The sequence below is a fragment of the Fretibacterium sp. OH1220_COT-178 genome, from assembly GCF_003860125.1.
Lineage (GTDB): Bacteria > Synergistota > Synergistia > Synergistales > Aminobacteriaceae > CAJPSE01.
Genome location: NZ_RQYL01000028.1, coordinates 1 through 17,157, shown reverse-complemented (window position 1 = coordinate 17,157; position 17,157 = coordinate 1). Strand labels below are relative to the sequence as shown.

Annotated in this window: 15 protein-coding genes; 1 reads left to right on the top strand and 14 read right to left on the bottom strand. The window is 62.6% G+C overall.

Annotation, left to right across the window (positions count from 1 at the left end; all coding sequences use genetic code 11):
• Positions 1-32 precede the first annotated feature (32 nt).
• The 14 genes from EII26_RS10895 to EII26_RS10835 form a co-directional block, all read right to left on the bottom strand.
• On the bottom strand, positions 33-3,158 hold the full coding sequence (locus EII26_RS10895; RefSeq protein WP_124889192.1) for a DEAD/DEAH box helicase: 3,126 nt from the start codon (positions 3,156-3,158) through the stop codon (positions 33-35).
• Positions 3,159-3,254: 96 nt separating this feature from the next.
• Positions 3,255-3,674, bottom strand: coding sequence for a flagellar basal body rod protein FlgC (flgC, locus tag EII26_RS10890; RefSeq protein ID WP_124889191.1), 420 nt, complete (start codon positions 3,672-3,674; stop codon positions 3,255-3,257).
• A gap of 41 nt (positions 3,675-3,715) precedes the next feature.
• Positions 3,716-4,117 carry a flagellar basal body rod protein FlgB gene (gene flgB, locus EII26_RS10885; protein WP_124889190.1) on the bottom strand — a complete coding sequence of 134 codons (402 nt, stop codon included), beginning with the start codon at positions 4,115-4,117 and terminating at the stop codon, positions 3,716-3,718.
• An 82-nt stretch (positions 4,118-4,199) separates the two neighbouring features.
• The gene (codY, locus tag EII26_RS10880; protein ID WP_124889208.1) at positions 4,200-5,033 is read right to left on the bottom strand and encodes a GTP-sensing pleiotropic transcriptional regulator CodY; all 834 of its coding nucleotides are present in this window, start codon (positions 5,031-5,033) and stop codon (positions 4,200-4,202) included.
• Positions 5,034-5,352: 319 nt separating this feature from the next.
• On the bottom strand, positions 5,353-6,756 hold the full coding sequence (hslU, locus tag EII26_RS10875) for an ATP-dependent protease ATPase subunit HslU (RefSeq protein ID WP_124889189.1): 1,404 nt from the start codon (positions 6,754-6,756) through the stop codon (positions 5,353-5,355).
• On the bottom strand, positions 6,753-7,295 hold the full coding sequence (gene hslV / locus EII26_RS10870; protein ID WP_124889188.1) for an ATP-dependent protease subunit HslV: 543 nt from the start codon (positions 7,293-7,295) through the stop codon (positions 6,753-6,755). The genes hslU and hslV overlap by 4 nt, the downstream gene beginning before the upstream one ends.
• A 53-nt stretch (positions 7,296-7,348) precedes the next feature.
• A complete protein-coding gene (locus EII26_RS10865; protein ID WP_233572719.1) occupies positions 7,349-8,203 on the bottom strand; it encodes a tyrosine-type recombinase/integrase in 855 nt (284 codons plus the stop codon).
• A gap of 296 nt (positions 8,204-8,499) precedes the next feature.
• On the bottom strand, positions 8,500-8,670 hold the full coding sequence (locus tag EII26_RS13155) for a hypothetical protein (protein ID WP_158612286.1): 171 nt from the start codon (positions 8,668-8,670) through the stop codon (positions 8,500-8,502).
• Between the two features lie 118 nt (positions 8,671-8,788).
• Complete coding sequence (gene csaB, locus EII26_RS10860; protein ID WP_124889186.1) at positions 8,789-9,796, bottom strand: polysaccharide pyruvyl transferase CsaB; 1,008 nt, start codon at positions 9,794-9,796, stop codon at positions 8,789-8,791.
• Complete coding sequence (locus EII26_RS10855) at positions 9,793-11,691, bottom strand: DUF5693 family protein (protein WP_124889185.1); 1,899 nt, start codon at positions 11,689-11,691, stop codon at positions 9,793-9,795. Before EII26_RS10855 ends, csaB begins: the two co-directional genes overlap by 4 nt.
• Positions 11,688-12,344: a Maf family protein gene (locus EII26_RS10850; protein WP_233572718.1), complete on the bottom strand. Its 657-nt coding sequence runs from the start codon at positions 12,342-12,344 to the stop codon at positions 11,688-11,690. Before EII26_RS10850 ends, EII26_RS10855 begins: the two co-directional genes overlap by 4 nt.
• 14 nt (positions 12,345-12,358) lie before the next feature.
• On the bottom strand, positions 12,359-13,177 hold the full coding sequence (locus EII26_RS10845) for an undecaprenyl-diphosphate phosphatase (RefSeq protein ID WP_342447314.1): 819 nt from the start codon (positions 13,175-13,177) through the stop codon (positions 12,359-12,361).
• Positions 13,178-13,220: 43 nt separating this feature from the next.
• Positions 13,221-14,990: a ribonuclease J gene (locus EII26_RS10840; RefSeq protein WP_124889184.1), complete on the bottom strand. Its 1,770-nt coding sequence runs from the start codon at positions 14,988-14,990 to the stop codon at positions 13,221-13,223.
• 206 nt (positions 14,991-15,196) lie between these two features.
• On the bottom strand, positions 15,197-15,916 hold the full coding sequence (locus EII26_RS10835) for a Bax inhibitor-1/YccA family protein (RefSeq protein WP_124889183.1): 720 nt from the start codon (positions 15,914-15,916) through the stop codon (positions 15,197-15,199).
• A gap of 301 nt (positions 15,917-16,217) precedes the next feature.
• On the opposite strand from EII26_RS10835, the gene greA reads away from it, so the two are divergent.
• Positions 16,218-16,751: a transcription elongation factor GreA gene (gene greA, locus EII26_RS10830; RefSeq protein WP_342447313.1), complete on the top strand. Its 534-nt coding sequence runs from the start codon at positions 16,218-16,220 to the stop codon at positions 16,749-16,751.
• Positions 16,752-17,157: the final 406 nt, after the last annotated feature.

The following is a 17,157-nucleotide window of genomic DNA, read 5'->3' as shown; positions in this document are numbered from 1 at the left end:
GGTCCCATCGGATCGTCCGGTGGGACCGAGCGTCATTTCCTCCGCCCCTCGACGGCTCCTCCCGCCTCCCGCATCGCCTCCAGAAGCCCCGCCGCACCGTTCACCCCGCCGGGTCCCACGGCGTGAGCACCCAGAACGGTCCAGCCTCTCTTCGCCTTCAGACAGCTCCCCAGCTCCTCCAGGTCCCCGACCACGGCGGTCTCGTTCTTCCGCACCGAGACCGTGCGCAGGCCGAACGCGGCCCCACAGTTCCGTACCGCCGTCAACCCTGCAAGCAGCCGGACGGGCTCGGGAAGGGGGCCAAAGCGGTCCTCCATCTCTCCCATCAGGGCCGTCAGCTCGTCCATCCCCACCACCTGCAGCAACCGCCGGTAAAGCGTGACCCGCACCCCTTCCTGCGGAATATAGAACGCGGGGATGGAGCCGCCCTGATCGTAGCTGACCTCAGCCAGCCGGGTTTCCATGCCCCGCAGACGGGCCAGCTCCTGTTCCAGCAGACGGTAGAAGAGGTTGAAGCCTCCTGTCCCGCTCTTGCCGTGCTGGCTGGTCCCGCCGATCTCCCCTCCGCCGCGGATGTCCAGGTCGCGCCGAGCGATCGAGTAGCCCGACCCCAGATCCGTCAGAGTGGATATGGCCTCCAGTCTGTCCGCCGTCTCCTTTCTCAGTTCCTCGTGCTCGGGATAGAAAAAGTATGCGAAGGCGTTCTCCCCGCGCCGCCCCACCCGCCCGCGGAGCTGGTACATCTGAGCCAGGCCGAGCTCCTGGGAATCGTCCACGACAATGGTATTGGCGCGCCCTACGTCCAGTCCGCTCTCGATGATCGTCGTGCAGAGCAGAATGTCGATCGAGCCCGAGTAGAAGTCCAGCATCGTTTTCTCCAGCTCCCGCTCCGGCATCTGGCCGTGCGCGATGCGGATCCGGGCCTCGGGGAAGAAGGCGGCGAGCATCCGCTGACGGTCCTCCATCCGGGCGATTCGGTTGACGACGAAGTAGACCTGTCCCCCGCGCGTCAGCTCGTGGGCCACGGCCTTACGCACCAGGGAGGTGTGCCACGGACCGGCAAAGGTGGTGACGGGCAGGCGGTCCTCCGGCGGCGTGGAGAGCACCGAGATGCTGCGCAGCCCCCTCAGCGCCATGGCCAGGGTCCGCGGTATGGGCGTCGCCGACAGGCTCAGGATGTCCACGGCTCCGTAGGTCCGCTTCAGGCTCTCCTTGTGCATGACCCCGAATCGGTGCTCCTCGTCGACGATCAGAAGCCCGAGGTCCTTGAAGGCCATCCCCTTCTGCAGCAGCTTGTGCGTTCCGATGACGATGTCGACGGCGCCATTCTCCGCATCCGCCATCGTGCGTCCCGCTTCGGACTTCGAGGTGAAGCGGGAAAGGATACCCACCGAGACCGGAAAACCCGAGAGTCGGGAACGGAAGGTGCCGTAGTGCTGCTGGGCCAGAATCGTCGTCGGGACCAGAACGCAGACCTGGCGTCCCGCGGCCACGGCACGAAATGCCGCCCGCAGCGCGACCTCCGTCTTCCCAAACCCCACGTCGCCGACGAGAAGGCGGTCCATCGGGAAGGGGCCGGACAGGTCCTCCATGATCTCCGCCGTGGCCTTGAGCTGGTCGGCCGTCTCCGTGTGGGGGAAGGCCCGCACGAACTCCCGGTAAAGCTCGCCGGGAAGCGCCAACGGATCGCGGCGCTCCAGCTCCCGGCGCGCAAAGATCTCGATCAGGGCTTGGGCCTCCTCCTGAGCACGCTTCTTGTCCCTCTCCATCGACTTCCGCCACCGGGAGCCCCGAAGGGTATCGAGCTGCGTCTCGTCGTTCTGATGCTCCGCCAGCGCCGTGAGCTTATGGGATTGCAGAACGGGGACCAGAAGACGCTTGTTCTCCGCGAACTCGATAATCAAGGCATCCATGGTGGTTCCCGTCGTGACGATCTCCTCGATGCCTCTGAAGACGCCGACCCCGTAGTCCTCGTGCACGACCAGCTGTCCTTCCGTCAGCCGGTCCCGCCACTCCACAGGGGCACGCCATTCCGAGGAAGCTCCGGCGGAGGACACGCCGGAAAGTTCCCGATCCGAGATGAAGGCACGCTTCTCCGAGCGGTCCGCAAACCCCGAGGATAGCTTTCCCTCCAGGACCTCCACGAAGGGGACCGAGGAGAAGGGGCCTTCGTCTCGGTCCAGAAAGCGTGGGTTGACGCTGTAGATGGATATGGAGTAGCCGCTTGCGTCCAAGTCGCGACAGAGTCGCAGCACCGCGCCGAAATCGCCCTTGAACGGGGGCAGTTCGTCCAAATCCAGCCGGGCCTCCGCAAACTCCACCGCGCGCGTCACCCGCAGGCGGGGACAGCGCGCCAGCTCCCGGAACGCCGCATCCCAATTCGGAATGGGCTCCACGCCCGCCTCCGAGGCCAGCTCCTCCCAAAGCCAATGGAAGGAGACCGCCTGATCCTCGATCTTCTGAGGCTCGTAAAGCAAGAGTCGGGTGTCTGGAGGCAGAAGCGCGGCGGGCATCGCACCGACCGCTCCCGACATGCCGTGCAGAGAGACCGCATCGAGCTCCGCGACGCTCTTCTGCGTGGAGGGCTGAAAGGCCCCGATGCGCTCCACAATGTCGTCGAAGAACTCGAAACGCAGAGGAAGGGCATGAGCGGGATCGAAGACATCCATAATGAAACCGCGAAGGACATACTGCCCCGGAGACCACACCAGGTCCGCCCGCTGGTAGCCGCTGCGCTCCAGCCAGGCCACCAATCGATCCCGGGCGTACTCCTCCCCACGCTCGACGGGCAGCTCTCCGTCGGCCATAAGACAGGGAGCCATCAAGGCCCCTGGGGTTGCCGCCAGAACGCCCCCCTCCATCGTCCAGCGGCGGAGCACCTCTCCCCGCTCGAGGAGAAGCGGACGGCTGCCTATGGTCTGAACGGTCAAAGGGGGTTCGGCAAGCCGAAAGAGGGGCTCCTCCGGAAAGAGCGTCCTGCGGTCCGAGACGAATTCGGCAGCCTGGCGGGAGTCCGGCAACACGGCCAAAAGGCGGCCCGGCGGGCATATCCAGGCGCGTGCCGCCCCGCCGGCCCGATCGTGCACGGTCCCGCCGCTCCGCCAAAGCTCTCCCAATTCGTCCGCTCTGCTCACCAGGGGCCGTTCTCTCTTCTGCACTCGAAAACCTCCAGGTCAAAAATAAAATTCCGACGGAGGCGATCCGTCGGAATTGCAGTCAAAGGAAGGGACTCATTCGGCAGGACCGGCACGACCTCAGCCGCGCAGAACCTCCAGGGCTCCGTTCCACATATCGCGCGCAGTGGTGGCCACGGAAAGATTCGCCTCGTAGGCACGGCTCGCCACGAGCATATCCGTCATCTCACGCACCAGATTGACGTTGGGGTAGGCCACGTAGCCCTCCTCGTTGGCGTCCGGATGCTCCGGCTGATAGACCAGACGCGGCGGTGTCTTGTCCTCGGCGATCTCCAGAACGCGAACGCCCCCGATATCCCGATAACCGCCAACGGTCTCGTCCAGCATCTCGGCAAAGACCGGGACCCTGCGCTTGTACGGCCCTCCGGCCAAGGTCCGGGTGGTATTGATGTTCGCCAGGTTGGAGGAGATCGTGTCCATCCACAGGCGGTGGGCCGTCAGAGCGCTGCCCGCAATCTCCATACTCTCGAATATTCTCATGACGCTCCGAGACCTCCTCCTTCGGCTCCAGGGCCGGGCGATCAGCGCCCCGCGATGACCGCGCGGTAACCAGCCAGCTTCTTCGCCGCAAGGCGATTCATGGCGTTGTACATCATGCGCGTCTCCGCCAGAACGGCCATCTCCCGCTCGGGATCGACATTGTTCCCATCCAGCCGATAGCGCTCGTCCTCAATTTTGAGCTCCACAGGCCTCACATCGGAGACGAGCCGCGGACGCGAGGGGAAATGGGCGGGGTCCGTAACCGTCATGGTCAGCTTTTTCCCCGAATTGAGGACCTCTCTCAGCTGATCCTCGAAGGAAACGTTGCGGCGGGCATAGCCCGGGGTGTCGGCGTTCGCGATGTTGCGCGACACAGCCTTGAAACGCTGCGCCAGCCCCTCCAAATCCTTTTCGACGACCTTCCAGGTAAACTCTCCCAGCATACGGCTCACCTCTCCACCGGCATTATACTACACTTCGTCCTCCCAGAAAGGGCAGGACGCGTCAACACCGGTTCTCGGCAAATCAGTAGTTGACGCGGGAGGAGGAGGCGACCCCGAGCTCCTCGACGAACAGGGGACTCAGAACCTTGATGTAGGTTCCCTTCATCCCGAGGCTGCGGCTCTCGATCAGGCCAGCGCTCTCCAGCTTGCGCAGAGCGTTGACGATGACGCTGCGGGTCACGCCGACCCGGTCCGCCACCTTGCTGGCCACGGCCACCCCCTCGCGCCCTCCGAGCTCGGCGATGATGTGCTTCATGGACTCGACCTCCGAGTAGGAAAGCGCCCGCATGGCCATCTGGACGGCGACCCTGTCCCGAGAACGCTCCTCTATGCTGCGGTTTCGGTCGTTGAGCATCTCGATCCCCACGAGCGTCCCCAGGTACTCCGCCAAAAGCATATCCCGGGTGACGAAGGGCGCACGGAAACGCACCAGCACCACCGTCCCCAGACGCTCCGCGGCGGCGCCATAGATCGGCACGTACATCAGATGCTTTTCGGGCTGCTTTCCCCCGCTCTCGTCATCGAAGAGAAACGCATCCTCGTCGCAGATCATGGACTCGCGGCAGCGGTTCATCTTCTCGGCGAACCCCTCCGGCATGACCCCCTCGCTCATGCTCTCCGAAAGGGTCCTGGAAGCGTACTCGGGGAGCCAGGTATACCCCAGTAGGCGGCCCTCCTGATCCACGATATAGACGTTGGCCGTCGAAAACTCCGACAGCAGCTTGGCCAGCTTGTCGTAATCCAGAGGATCCCCCTCGCGGCGGCTCTGAAGGGCACGCCCCACCTGTCGGGTCTTCTCCAAAAGGTCCTCGAGGGCGGCCTCGACGGTAATGGAATCCGCCGACCCCAACCCCATGCCGAGGGCCTTGGCCTCGCCCTCATCCGTAAAGATCTCGGAAACCTTCTTCAGGTCCGCATTCTTGGAAGTTTTGGAAGCCCTAACCTTTTTCTCCATCGTTTTTTATAATCCTCCTATGAAAAAATTCATCCAATCCCCTTACGGAATTGTTCGTCTCCGCATACACCACATACACCGCGCCCTCAGTCTTTCGGTGCGAAAAACCGGCACGAAAAAACCTCGATCGTCTGGGTTATAATAACAAAGGCAACAAAAAAAATCAACGCAATAAAGACTATAGCAACTAAAAGACCAATTTTATCCTTCTTCGCCCACTTTAAAGAAGATAGCGGCGAATATCCCGATCCTCCACCAAGTCGTTCAGGCGCTCCCTGACGAGCTCCGCATCGATCTCGATTCGGGGAACCGGCGCATCGCAGACGTCGAAGCTGATCTCCTCGAGGAGCTGCTCCAGCATCGTGTGCAGCCTCCTTGCCCCGATGTCCTCCATCTCGGCATTCATCTGGCTGGCCAGCTCGGCGATCGCGCGCGTGGCCTCCTCGGTGAAGCTCAACTCGACGCCCTCGGTGGAGATCAGGGCGCTGTATTGCTTCAACAGGCTGTTCTCGGGCTCCGTCAGAATCTGCTGCAGATTTTCCCAGCTCAGCGGTTGGAGCTCCACCCGAATGGGAAAGCGCCCCTGAAGCTCGGGAATCAGGTCGGACGGCTTCACTCCACTGAAGGCTCCGGCCGCGATGAAGAGGATGTGATCCGTTTTGACGGGCCCGTAACGGGTCTGAACGACGGACCCCTCCACGATCGGCAGGAGGTCGCGCTGCACGCCCTCTCGGCTCACATCCGGACCGCTTGCTCCCCCCTTCGCGACGACCTTGTCCAGCTCATCCAGAAAGATGATGCCGTCCTCCTGGACCTTTTCCAGGGCCTCCTGCGCCAGGGCGTCCGAGTCGATGAGCTTCTCGGCCTCCTCTCCCTGGAGGATCCGAAGGGCCTCGTTCACCTTCATTCGGCGTTTCTTCGAACGCTTGGGCAGCATGCCGCTGAGCATCTCATTCAAGTTGATTCCCATGGAGTCCATCCCAGCTCCACCCAGGATGGGAAGCGCCACCGCACTGTCCGCGACCTCCACGTCAACCTCCCGGTCGGCCAGCCGCCCCTCCCGCAGCATCGTCAGGAGCTTGGCTCGAGTGGCCTCCTGTCCCCGATCCTCCTCGGATCGGCGTTCCTCATTCTCCGCATCGGCCCCGGCCCCGAAGACCTTCATGAAATCGGGCATCGCAAATTTCTTCTCGCTCCTCGGCAACAGGGCGTCGATCAGGCGCTGCTCCGCCCTCTCGAGCGCGGGCTCCTGAACGTCCTCCAGCATCCGCCTGCGCACCATTGCAACGGAGAACTCCACGAGGTCCCGGATCATGGACTCCACGTCCCGTCCGACGTACCCCACCTCCGTAAATTTCGTGGCCTCGACCTTGATGAAGGGAGCATGAACCAAGGTGGCCAGACGCCGGGCAATCTCCGTCTTGCCCACGCCCGTCGGCCCCACCATCAGGATGTTCTTGGGCACGATCTCCCGCGCCATCTCGGGCGGCAGCACGCGACGGCGCAGACGATTGCGAAGCGCTACGGCCACAGCTCTCTTGGCCTTTTCCTGTCCCACGATGTAACGATCCAGATACTCGATCACCCGCGAAGGCGTCAGAGCGGAATCCAGGCGAGGCGTCATTCTCCCAGAACCTCCAGCGTCACCACATCGTCCGTATAGATGCAAATCTCCGACGCGAGCTCTATCGCTCGTTGAGCAATGCGCTCGGGCGGCCAGTCCGTTCCCTCGCGAAACGCTCTGGCCGCAGCCAGTGCATAGCCCGACCCCGAGCCGATGGAGGCCACGTCCCCCTCGGGTTCCAGGATATCCCCTGCCCCGCTCAGGAGCAGCGTCAGCTTGGTATCCGCAGCCAGCATCATCGCCTCCAGCCGGCGCAGCGCCTTGTCCGTGCGCCACTCCCGCACCAGCTTGACGGCCGCCTTCATGAGATCGCCCTTTTCCTGTTCCAGGCAATTCTCGAACCGTTCCAGCAAAGTCATGGCATCGGCCGTACTCCCCGCAAAACCCGTCAAAACCCTGCCGTTAAGAAGCCGACGAACCTTCCGTGCGCCCGATTTGATGATCTGACTTCCCAACGTCACCTGGCCGTCTCCGGCCATGGCCACCCGCTCTCCCGAGCGGACGCACACGATGGTCGTTCCCTTGAACAGTGTCCTCATCCTTTCCGTCGTATCCACTTTCGCAAGCGCAGAGCGGTTTTCCGACGTCCGTATCATTCCCCATCCGCAACACGGGCCCGCGGATGGGCCGCCGCGTAGCTCTCCTTCATCCAGGAGGCGCTTACCGCGAGGTAGATCTGAGTGGTCGAAAGGCTCTCATGCCCCAGAAACTCCTGGACGAACTTGAGCGAAGCCCCCCGCTCCACCAGGTGCGTCGCACAGCTGTGACGCAGGACATGGGGCGTCACCCCCTCCAGTCCGCAACGCGCGGCCAGAGACGTGACAATGCGGTGGACCGTACGCACCGTAAGCGGCCGGCCCCCACGCCCCTCGAAGACGTAGGGCTCCGACACGCCGCTTCGGGCCCCGAGGCGCTCCAGAGCCCTCTGAGCACAGGTGCCGAAGGGCACGCGGCGCTCCTTGCTTCCCTTGCCCAGAACGACAAGCCAGCGCTCCTCGAGATCCACGTCCGACCATCTGAGCCCCACAAGCTCCGATATTCGCAGACCGCAGCCGTAGAGAAGCTCCATAACCGCCGTGTCTCTGACCGGCGACTCGCTTGCCGCAGCCATCTCGAACATCCGGCTTACGGCCTCCTCGGACAGCGCCCTGGGAAGCCCTCTCGGAGCTGCGGGACCTCGCAAAGCCCTGGCAGGATTCCGATCGAGCAGTCCGCGCTCCTTCAGAAAACCAAAAAATCCGCGCAGAGACGAGAGTTTACGGGAAATCGTCGCCCTGGCATAGCCCCATCCGTACAGTTCCCTCAGATAGCCCCTCAGAACCGTGGGCTCGACCTGGTCCACCTCCGAGATGGAGCGCCCCGCAAGATAATCCGCAAATTGCCTCAGATCCGTCGCATAGTTGACAAGGGTGTGCTCCGAGGCCGTCTTGCCGCCGATATGCGCCATAAAAGCGTCAATCGAGTCATCTATCGTTTTTGCGCTCATTTTTTAAATAGTATCAGGTTTGCACACAAACTCAAGTGCGGCTATTACGGAATCGCGTTGCGTATCATGCCGAAAAGAGGCCAGTCCCCCACGACAAAACAAAACGGGAGCCGTGAGTTCGTCGAACTCCGGCCCCCTCGAGACTTCCTTACTCTATATCGCGGAAAACACCTGGGTTAAAAGGGCGGAAGCGCCCTGACGTTCCGTTGATAAAGGTGGTCCTTGGACCACTTTGAAGCCTTTCCTTCCCGCAACGCTCAGTGGGAAATCCGGCGCACCGCTCCACCCCGGCTGCGATCTCTGATGTAAAGCGCCCCGTTGACCAGAGAACCATCCTTCCTGAACATCGCAGGGATGAACGAGCCGTCCGCGGTCAGCCACACAGGCTTTCCCTCGGCATAAACCAATTTTGTCGCTTCATGTACCATCCTTCCACCTCCTTCCATAAGCTCTCTCCCTTCCATAAAATGCACAAAAACAACAATGTCTTATCATACACTTTTCCATAGACAATGTCAAATCATCCGAAACGAAAAAAAGTACGGTCTACGATGGAAACATCGACCGGCAAAGCCCGTCGAGCTGAGCGACCACGGAGTCTCGATCGGAAAATGGGACCGGAACCCGCGGCTCGGGGAGGTCCTCCAGGGCACAGGGCACCTCCGCGCTCTCGGCGAATCCGGCGACCTTGGGATCGTAGGGCAACACGGCAAGCGGCGTCCCCTGAAGTGCAGCGAGCACCGCAAAGTGCAGACGCATCCCGATCGCAGCCGCGGCGCCCGTCCAAAGACGGGCAGCACCGTCCAGCTCCGTAACGCGCTCCACCCGATCCAGCCTCAGGGCCCCGCTCTCCCGGAGGGAGTGGAGCAGGGTTTCGTCCTCGCCCGAGAGCGCGGTCCCGACGACTTCGCCGGAGAACCCCCCGGCGCAGGGGGCCACGAGACGAACCCAGCGGTCCAGATCCGGGACGGGGCGCAGGTTGAGCAGGAGCCTCCGTCCGGCCTCCCCAGGGCGCGCTGCAGACGAGGGGAAGTTGAGCGTCAAAACCAGATCCGTTCCCCTGACCGCGGACAGACCAAGACGTCCGGCCCACTCCTCCGAGAAGGTATCCCGCAGGTGAAGGATCCTGCAGCTCCCCAGGGCATCCCGCGTCATCCAGCGCGCCGCAGCACTCCGAAGAGGGCCGATCGACTGTCCCAGAGCCCAGGGAACGGCCCCACAAAGCCTCGCCAGACGGACCACCCCCCAGTACCAGAGGCAGGAGCGCAGACTGGTGTTGTCCTGAAACAGCCCCCCTCCCCCCAGGAGCAGGGTCTCGCTGGAGCGCAGAGCCGAGGCCACCTCACGCAGGCGCCATCGGGACACCGCATGGACCCCCAGGGCGCGAGCGGTGCCCTCCGGATCGTTCGACAACACGACGACCCGTTCCCGATCCACGCCCACGCGCTCCAGGGCCTCCAAAGAGGCTTGGGCCAGCAGTTCGTCCCCCAGGTTGCCGAACCCGTAGTAGCCGGCCAGGGCGGCCCGGTAGCGCCGGGAAACTGAGCGGGTCATTCCGCCAGGACGCGGAACCCCCGCCCCAAAGGCATCAGGATCCAGTGTACGGCCAGGACCAAAGCGACGCCCAGAAGCAGGCCGAGCCACAGGCCGTTGAACTCGCGGAGCAGGATGAAGGCAATCGGGGTATGGAAATGACAAAAGCTGTTCACCACGGAGGAGAACCCCAAGACCACGCCAATGCGCAGGACCTCGCGATATCGAGTCCACAGCCCGTTTCTCACGGCAAAAGCTAGCAGGATCAGGGATGGATAGCCGAGGAAGACCTCCTTGCTGCGAGGCCGGGCGATGAGCCACCGCTCGAGCGCCACGCGCACCTTCGCCTCGAAGCCGGGAATGAACTGGACGTTGTCGCTCCGGAACAACATGATCCCCAGCGCGCCAAGGAGCACAGCCCCGAGGAGGAGCTCCCCCCACAGCGGCGGACGGGACAGCAATGCGTTCAGCGACTCGGGATGCACCCTGTTTCGCAGGTCATGCAGCAACACGAGCAAGGGCGGCAGCAACAGGGTCAGCTTGACCCCGGAAAACGTCCTCAACCTCAGCATATAGAGCGGATCGCTGAAAAAGGCGGCCAGGGCCAGCCCTCCGACTACGGCCAGAACAAAGCCGACCGAGGCGGAAAGCCACCAAGAGAGACGCCACCGGCCAAAGTCCATGGCGGCCAGGGAGGCCTCCGTCACGATGAGCGGGGCGGCCAATGCGCCGACGAATCTCGGCACGGAGGGGACCCATCGGATCAGGAGGGCAAGAGCGCCCGTGAAGAGCAGAGAGGCGATCAGGAACGGCAGGCGCACGGGCCCGTCGCCGCTCCGGGCCCCGGCCATACGCACGGAGTAACGCCAAAGAAAGAAAAGAAAGGCCGCGGCCAGCGCAAAGGCGGAGGGAGGCTCCGAACGCCGAACGCCGTCGGTGAACAGGGGCTTGGGCCATTTCATCCCGAACCCGCGTCCTTCCAGGTCCGCGGCAAGGGCACCGACTTCCCCGGCATAGGCTTCCAGCGTACCCCCCGCGCTTCCCAGAGGGGCCGACCGAAGCACGAGGAGCCGGACGGACCGCTCCTCGGCAGCACGGACAAGACGCTCCAGCAGGGTGCGGCGGTTGATGTTGCGGGCCAGAAGCTCCTCGTTCGTCACGCTGTGCAGGGGCAGGAGCAGGGGGTAGCTCAGGCCGTTCAACTGCGCGGCCCCAAGCTGGCGCGAGAACTCGACCATGGCCACGGGGACCGACCGTCTCCTCGATTCCAACGCGATGCCCGAGACATCGGGATAGCCGGTGACAATCTCCCCGGAGGGCGCCACCGCCGCCACGGGATAGGCGTCCAGAACCGCCCCGAGCACATCTGCGGCATTTTGTGTCTGCCAGCCCATGGAGGGAGCCGGCCGATAGAAGATGGGCAGCCCGGAGCGAACGGCCGCCTCCAGGCCCTCGACATCCGGAACGATGCCGATGGTCTCGAGCATGCCGAGGGGGGCGGGAAGCAACCGCCCTCCGTCCCGGGAAGGACGGGCTCCGCTCCCCAAACGCAATCCCAGCCAATCCCCGGCGCGCTCAAAGTACGGGAAGCCGGGATCCAGAAAAAGGCGCGTCCCCTCGATCCCGTCCTCCCGAGCCGAGGAGAGGGCTACCGGACCGACCCCGTTGAAGCTGTCCTTTCCCGTGAGCTCACCGACCATCAGTCCGCGCAGCCCTCTCTCCTTCAGAAGGGCGAGCGCCTCGTCGACGGAGACTCCGGACACTCGGGCCAAGGGAAGGACATCCCTGAAATCGGCGACGATCGCCACGGCGGTATTGCCGGCTTCCAGCCGCCATCGGCCCCACAGGCCGTAAGCGGAACACACGGCGATCGACAGGACCACCAGTCCGACAAAACAACGATGCGATATCCTCACGCCCCCGCGCCTCCGTTCATCGATATTTTTCGCCGCAACCCCGCCCAAACGCTTTCCAGTCCGATTCCCACGGATTCCAACATCATCCCCAACCTGCAGAGAGGAAAGCCCACGACGTTGAAGTAATCCCCCTCGATCGAGGCGACCAGCAGCGCTCCTTTGCCCTGAATCGCGTAGGAACCGGCCTTGTCCTCCCCCTCGCCCGTCTCCGCGTAGGCCAGAATCTGGTCCTCACTCAGAGGGCGAAAGCAAACCGTCGTCCGCTCCACAGCCGAGACGGTCTCGCCGTTCCAGCGGAGGGCAAGGCCGGTCAGGACCTCGTGTGACCGGCCCTGCAGGAGACGCAGCATCTCGATCCCCTCCATGCGGTCGGCCGGCTTGCCCAGGACCCGCCCCTCCACGACCACGATGGTGTCCGCCGCCAGGACCAGGACCTGCTTTGTTGAATCCCCGCCCGACTCCGCCTTCAGACGCGCCAGACGCTCGCACAGGGCCGCCGGGGACTCGCCCGGCAGGGCGGACTCGTCGACGTCGGGCGAGAAGGTGTCGAAACGCCATCCCAGCTCCGCCAAAAGCGCGCGGCGCCGGGGGCTGCCCGACGCCAGCAGGACGGAAATGCCCTCCCCCACAGGAAAATGCCATGTTCCGCTCAAAGGACCACGCCCCCTCAAAAACCCAGCCCGACCGTGGAAACGATGGCGACAATCCCCAGAAGAAGGCAGTAGAGCCCGAAGTAGACCCAGCGTCCGGAGAGCACAAGCCGCCGCATCAGGCTCAGGGCCAGCCAGCCCAGGAAGAACGCGGCCAAGACGGCCCATCCCCAGCCCTGCGGCAGGGACGACATTCCGCCTCGTCTCCAGAGCTCCATCCCCTCCAGAAGGGAAGCGCCCAGAATGGCCGGGATCGACGCCAAAAAGGAGAAACGGAAGGCCTCATCGACGGCCAGCCCCATGAACAGCCCGGCCGCTATCGTCGCGCCGGAGCGGGAAACCCCGGGAAAGACCGCCAACCCCTGAGCGAGACCTACAAAAAGAGAGGCCCCCAGATACAGTCGTCGCCCTCCCTCGGGAAAGAGGGGCACGAGAAACAGAAGCCCCGCAGTAACCAAAAGACCGCTGCCCACGGCGATCTGAGAGAGCATCGCCGACTCGACAAGCCCCTTGAGCGGCACGGCGACGCCCCCCGTGACCAGAACCGCCGCAAGAACGCCCCAGCCGTAACGCCATCCCTCCTCCCGTCGGGCGGAGGCGGAGACGCAGCCCCGAAACCACTGCATGGCCAGTACGCCAAGGTCCCTTCGAAAAAAGATCAGCACCGCCAGCATCGTAGCGCAGTGAAGCAGCAGGTCGAAGGCCAGGAGCCCCTCCCCGCCGAAACCGAAATGATTCTGAATCAGGGCGAGATGTCCCGAACTGCTGACGGGCAGGAACTCGCACAGCCCCTGGACGGCCCCGAGGAGCAGCGTTCTCCCGTTGAACTCCATCATCGCGTCTCTCAATCCTCTCCAAAGGGACGTCCAAGGACGCCCCTCAGAAAAACTCCTTCTCCAGCCAGGTGTCCCCGAGCGAGGCGTCCTGCCCCACGATGGAGACGATCGGCAGAACCACGGCATAGGAGGAACTGCGCCGCCTGAGAACATCCCGCACCCGGCTTCTTATCCCCCGAGCAACGACCTCCGCATCGATGCTCGCGGTGCCCGAGAACTCCTTGAGCACCCGTTCGGTCGCGGCGCGAATCTCATCGAAAATCTTCTTGCGGTCGTCGGAGATGAACACCCCCTGAGTCTCGATGCCCAAGGGGGCAACCAAACCGCCCCTCGGGTCCAGAGCGACGGAGAGTACCAGGACACCGTCCTCCGCCAGCTCGCGGCGCTCCTTCATCACGACGCTCTTCAACCCTGCGGCCGCGTTGCCGTCGATCAGGACGGCCCCGGCCTGGACGTGCTCCTTCACGCGGGGTTTCGCCCCCTTGGAGAAGGCGAGGACGTCGCCATTGCCCATCACAAAGACGTTCCGCCCGGGAATCCCGACCTCCTGGGCCAGCTGGGAGTGGCGCACGAGATGGCGATACTCCCCGTGGATCGGGGCGAAGTACTGAGGCCGAACCAGGTTGAGGACGATTTTGAGTTCCTCGGAGGAGGCGTGCCCGGACACGTGCGTCTGCCTGTCCTGCTCGTACACCACCTCACAGCCCAAGGCGAACAGGCGATTGATCGTGTTGTTGACGAGCTTCTCGTTCCCGGGAATCACGGACGCCAACAGGAACACGGCGTCGTGGTCCCCCAGGGTCACCATGCGGTGCTCGCCCCGACTCATCATGACCAGCCCCGAGAAGGGCTCCCCCTGGCTCCCCGTCGTCAGGATCACCAGCTGATTGTCGGGCACCTTGCCGATGTCCTCGATCGGCACCATCATCTTCTTGTCGAGCTTCAGGTAGTTCAGTTCCCGGGCCAGCTCCACGTTGCGCACCATGCTGCGCCCGAGGAAGGCAACCTTGCGGTTGAAGCGCATGGCTCCGTCGACCACCTGCTGGATGCGGTGCACGTTGCTGGCGAAGGAGGAGATGATGATGCGCCGCGTCCTGTAGTTGCGGTACAGCTGCTCCAGGGTCCCGCTGATGATGCGCTCCGAGGGGGTGAAGCCCTTGCGCTCCGCGTTGGTGGAATCCGAGGTCAAAAGCAGGACGCCCTTGTCCCCCTCCTCAGCAAAAGCTCCGTAGTCCGTCACGCGCCCATCGATGGGGGTGGAATCCAACTTGAAGTCCCCCGTATGCACGAGCCGCCCCAGAGGCGTCTCGATCGACAGGGCCACGGCGTCCGGGATGGAGTGGCTGACCGCGATGAAGCGAATCTTGAAGGGACCGATCTCGACGATGTCCCCCGCCTTGATCTCGTTCATCCGGGGTTTGAAGTTCGGAAGGTCCTCCTTGAGCTTGTTTCCGATCAGTCCCAGCGTCAGCTTCGTACCGTAGAGGGGGACGTTGAGGCGCGGAAGCACGAAGGGCAGCGCGCCCGTGTGGTCCTCGTGCCCGTGGGTTATGACGATCGCTAGCACCTTCTCGCGATTCGCCTCCAGATAGGAGATGTCCGGGACGATGTAGTCGATACCCGGCAGTTCCTGGTCCGGAAACATCAGCCCACAGTCGATCACGACGATATCCTCGCCGTACTCGACGGCATACATGTTCTTGCCGATCTCCCCCAGGCCTCCCAAGGGAATGAACTTGAGCTGGGCCTCTTTTCGTCTGGCCGTTCCCGAGGACTTGCCTCTGCGGCGCGGCCGTGCGTTCTTTTCAGACATTAATGCGCATTGCCTCCAATAATTTAAGAATCGGCCCCTCGCAATCCGGAGGGTCCATTGCAAAAGCCGGAATTCCCGGCTTCAAAGTCAAACAACAAACAGCCGAGGCTCGAATCCACCTCGGCCAAAGGTCCCCGCCTCTCCGCGACGGGGACCCCAACACCGGAACACGGAATCCGTGCCCGCCCGAACGAAGAAAAATGAGATCAACGGCGCCTGCCGAAGAGCTGCAGAAGGTAGAGAAACATGTTGACAAAATCGAGATAGAGCTGCAGCGCGCCGATGATGGCCAGCTTGTGCGCTTTGGGATTGCCCTCCACGCCGTCCAGCTCGAAGCCGATGTCGCGCAGCTTCCGGGTATCCCAGGCCGTCAGCCCCATAAAGATCAGGACGCCGAAAATGCTGATCACGAACTGGGTCATGGCCGAGCGCAGAAATATGTTGACGACCATGGCAACGATCAATCCGATCAGGCCCATCGTCAAAAAACTTCCCCAGGAGGTGAGATCCCTCTTCGTGTAGAGGCCGTAGACGCTCATGCCCCCAAACATCCCCGCCGTCGTCAAAAAGGCGCTGAAGACCGACTGCCCGGTATAGATCAACAGAACGTGAGAGAGCGTGAGACCGTTCAAAGCGCTGTAGACGACGAACATTACCGAGGCCGTTCCCGCCGACATCCGATTGATTCCGGCGGAAAGGCCGATGACCAGGCCCAGCTCGGCGAGGATCAGCGCCATCAGCGTCCACCGGGAGCCATAAATCAGGCCGATCAGCGTCTCGCTGGATGCCGCCAGGTGAGCCACGACGGCGGTGAGGATCAGCCCAGCCGCCATCCAGTGGTAGACCTTGCGGAAAAAGGCGTTGGTCACCTCCAGTCGCACGTCCTGAATGGAAAAAGAAGCCGCTCCTCCGGTATCCTTTATCATAATGACATACTCATCTCCGATCCTTCGAGTTTTAATCAATTCAAGTCTATTGTATCAATTCGAGCCTATTGTATCAGAAAATCTCCGAGCTCCAAGCGCAAACGACACAGAACATCCCCCTTCAGCACATTGCTGCCTATTGTCTGGACGTGCGAGAACTGATAAAATACGCCCCGTTCCGTAGCCTTTCCTTTCTACATCAACTATGAACGACAACGGCGTTCGGCTCGAACCGGTGCCGTGTTGTGGATGGCGCGGTTCGACCCCGCGCAGGGGATTTCGATCGGGAGGCGTTCGCAAGGTGATAGCTAAGAAAAACGAAAATCAAGTGGTGGTGACTCGGGACGGCTACGAACGCTTGTCCGCCGAGCTGGTCGATCTCAGGACCGTCCGCCGGCTGGAGGTTGCCCGCCAACTGGAGGAGGCCCGGGCCTTCGGCGACCTCAGCGAGAACGCGGAGTACGCGGCCGCCAAGGACGAACAGGCGAAGGTGGAAACCCGTATTCTGGAACTGGAGACGATGCTCGCCAAGACCCGCATCGTCGACGAGGACAAGTTGGACACCAACAAGGTTGCGATAGGCCTCACCGTAACGCTTCAGGACCTTTCGGACTCCAAGAAGCACTACACCTACACCATCGTGGGCTCCGAGGAGTTGTCGAGCTCTGACGACACCTCCGTCGCCACCCAGCGCATTTCCCAGAAAAGTCCCGTCGGCCAGGCCATCCTGGGGCACGTTGCGGGCGACGATGTGTACGTCAAGATCCCCCGGGGCACGCGGCATCTGAAGATCGTGAAGATCGAGCGGGCCGACCGGAAGGGCGCAAAACGCTGAGACGATGCCAAAAACCGAAGGCCCCGTGCCGATGAGCAGGGGGCCTTTTTTCTAGGGACAGGCACAATCTTAAACGATAACGACTCGTTCCCCTCGTTATCCCATGAGATTCAGCCTTCAAAGGAACTCGGTCCTTGTCCTGGTCATACAGACCTTGCCCCATCCCCAATCCAAGCGAAAGCGATCCAGACATCGCGTTTTTTCGGAACCGTTTTTCAAGAAGCGGCAGCAAGCGAAGCTTCACGCGCCCTAAAACGCCAAAAACCGAAGGCAAAGCCGAACGACTTATGCACGTTGGCGGATGGCGTATGTCAAGGGACAGAGAAAATGTCATGGTTGAAAGGGTGAAATGGGACAGAGAAAATGTCATCCCCCCCGGCCTTGCTTCCTGCTCAAGTTGCATTGA

Coding starts and splice junctions, on each gene's coding strand:
- flgC (WP_124889191.1), bottom strand. CDS start 3,674: ATGAGAATATTCGAGAGTATGGAGATTGCGGGCAGCGCTCTGACGGCC.
- flgB (WP_124889190.1), bottom strand. CDS start 4,117: ATGCTGGGAGAGTTTACCTGGAAGGTCGTCGAAAAGGATTTGGAGGGG.
- codY (WP_124889208.1), bottom strand. CDS start 5,033: ATGGGGTTGGGGTCGGCGGATTCCATTACCGTCGAGGCCGCCCTCGAG.
- hslU (WP_124889189.1), bottom strand. CDS start 6,756: ATGACGCCTCGCCTGGATTCCGCTCTGACGCCTTCGCGGGTGATCGAG.
- hslV (WP_124889188.1), bottom strand. CDS start 7,295: ATGAGGACACTGTTCAAGGGAACGACCATCGTGTGCGTCCGCTCGGGA.
- EII26_RS10865 (WP_233572719.1), bottom strand. CDS start 8,203: ATGGCGCATATCGGCGGCAAGACGGCCTCGGAGCACACCCTTGTCAAC.
- EII26_RS13155 (WP_158612286.1), bottom strand. CDS start 8,670: ATGGTACATGAAGCGACAAAATTGGTTTATGCCGAGGGAAAGCCTGTG.
- csaB (WP_124889186.1), bottom strand. CDS start 9,796: ATGACCCGCTCAGTTTCCCGGCGCTACCGGGCCGCCCTGGCCGGCTAC.
- EII26_RS10845 (WP_342447314.1), bottom strand. CDS start 13,177: ATGATGGAGTTCAACGGGAGAACGCTGCTCCTCGGGGCCGTCCAGGGG.
- EII26_RS10840 (WP_124889184.1), bottom strand. CDS start 14,990: ATGTCTGAAAAGAACGCACGGCCGCGCCGCAGAGGCAAGTCCTCGGGA.
- EII26_RS10835 (WP_124889183.1), bottom strand. CDS start 15,916: ATGATAAAGGATACCGGAGGAGCGGCTTCTTTTTCCATTCAGGACGTG.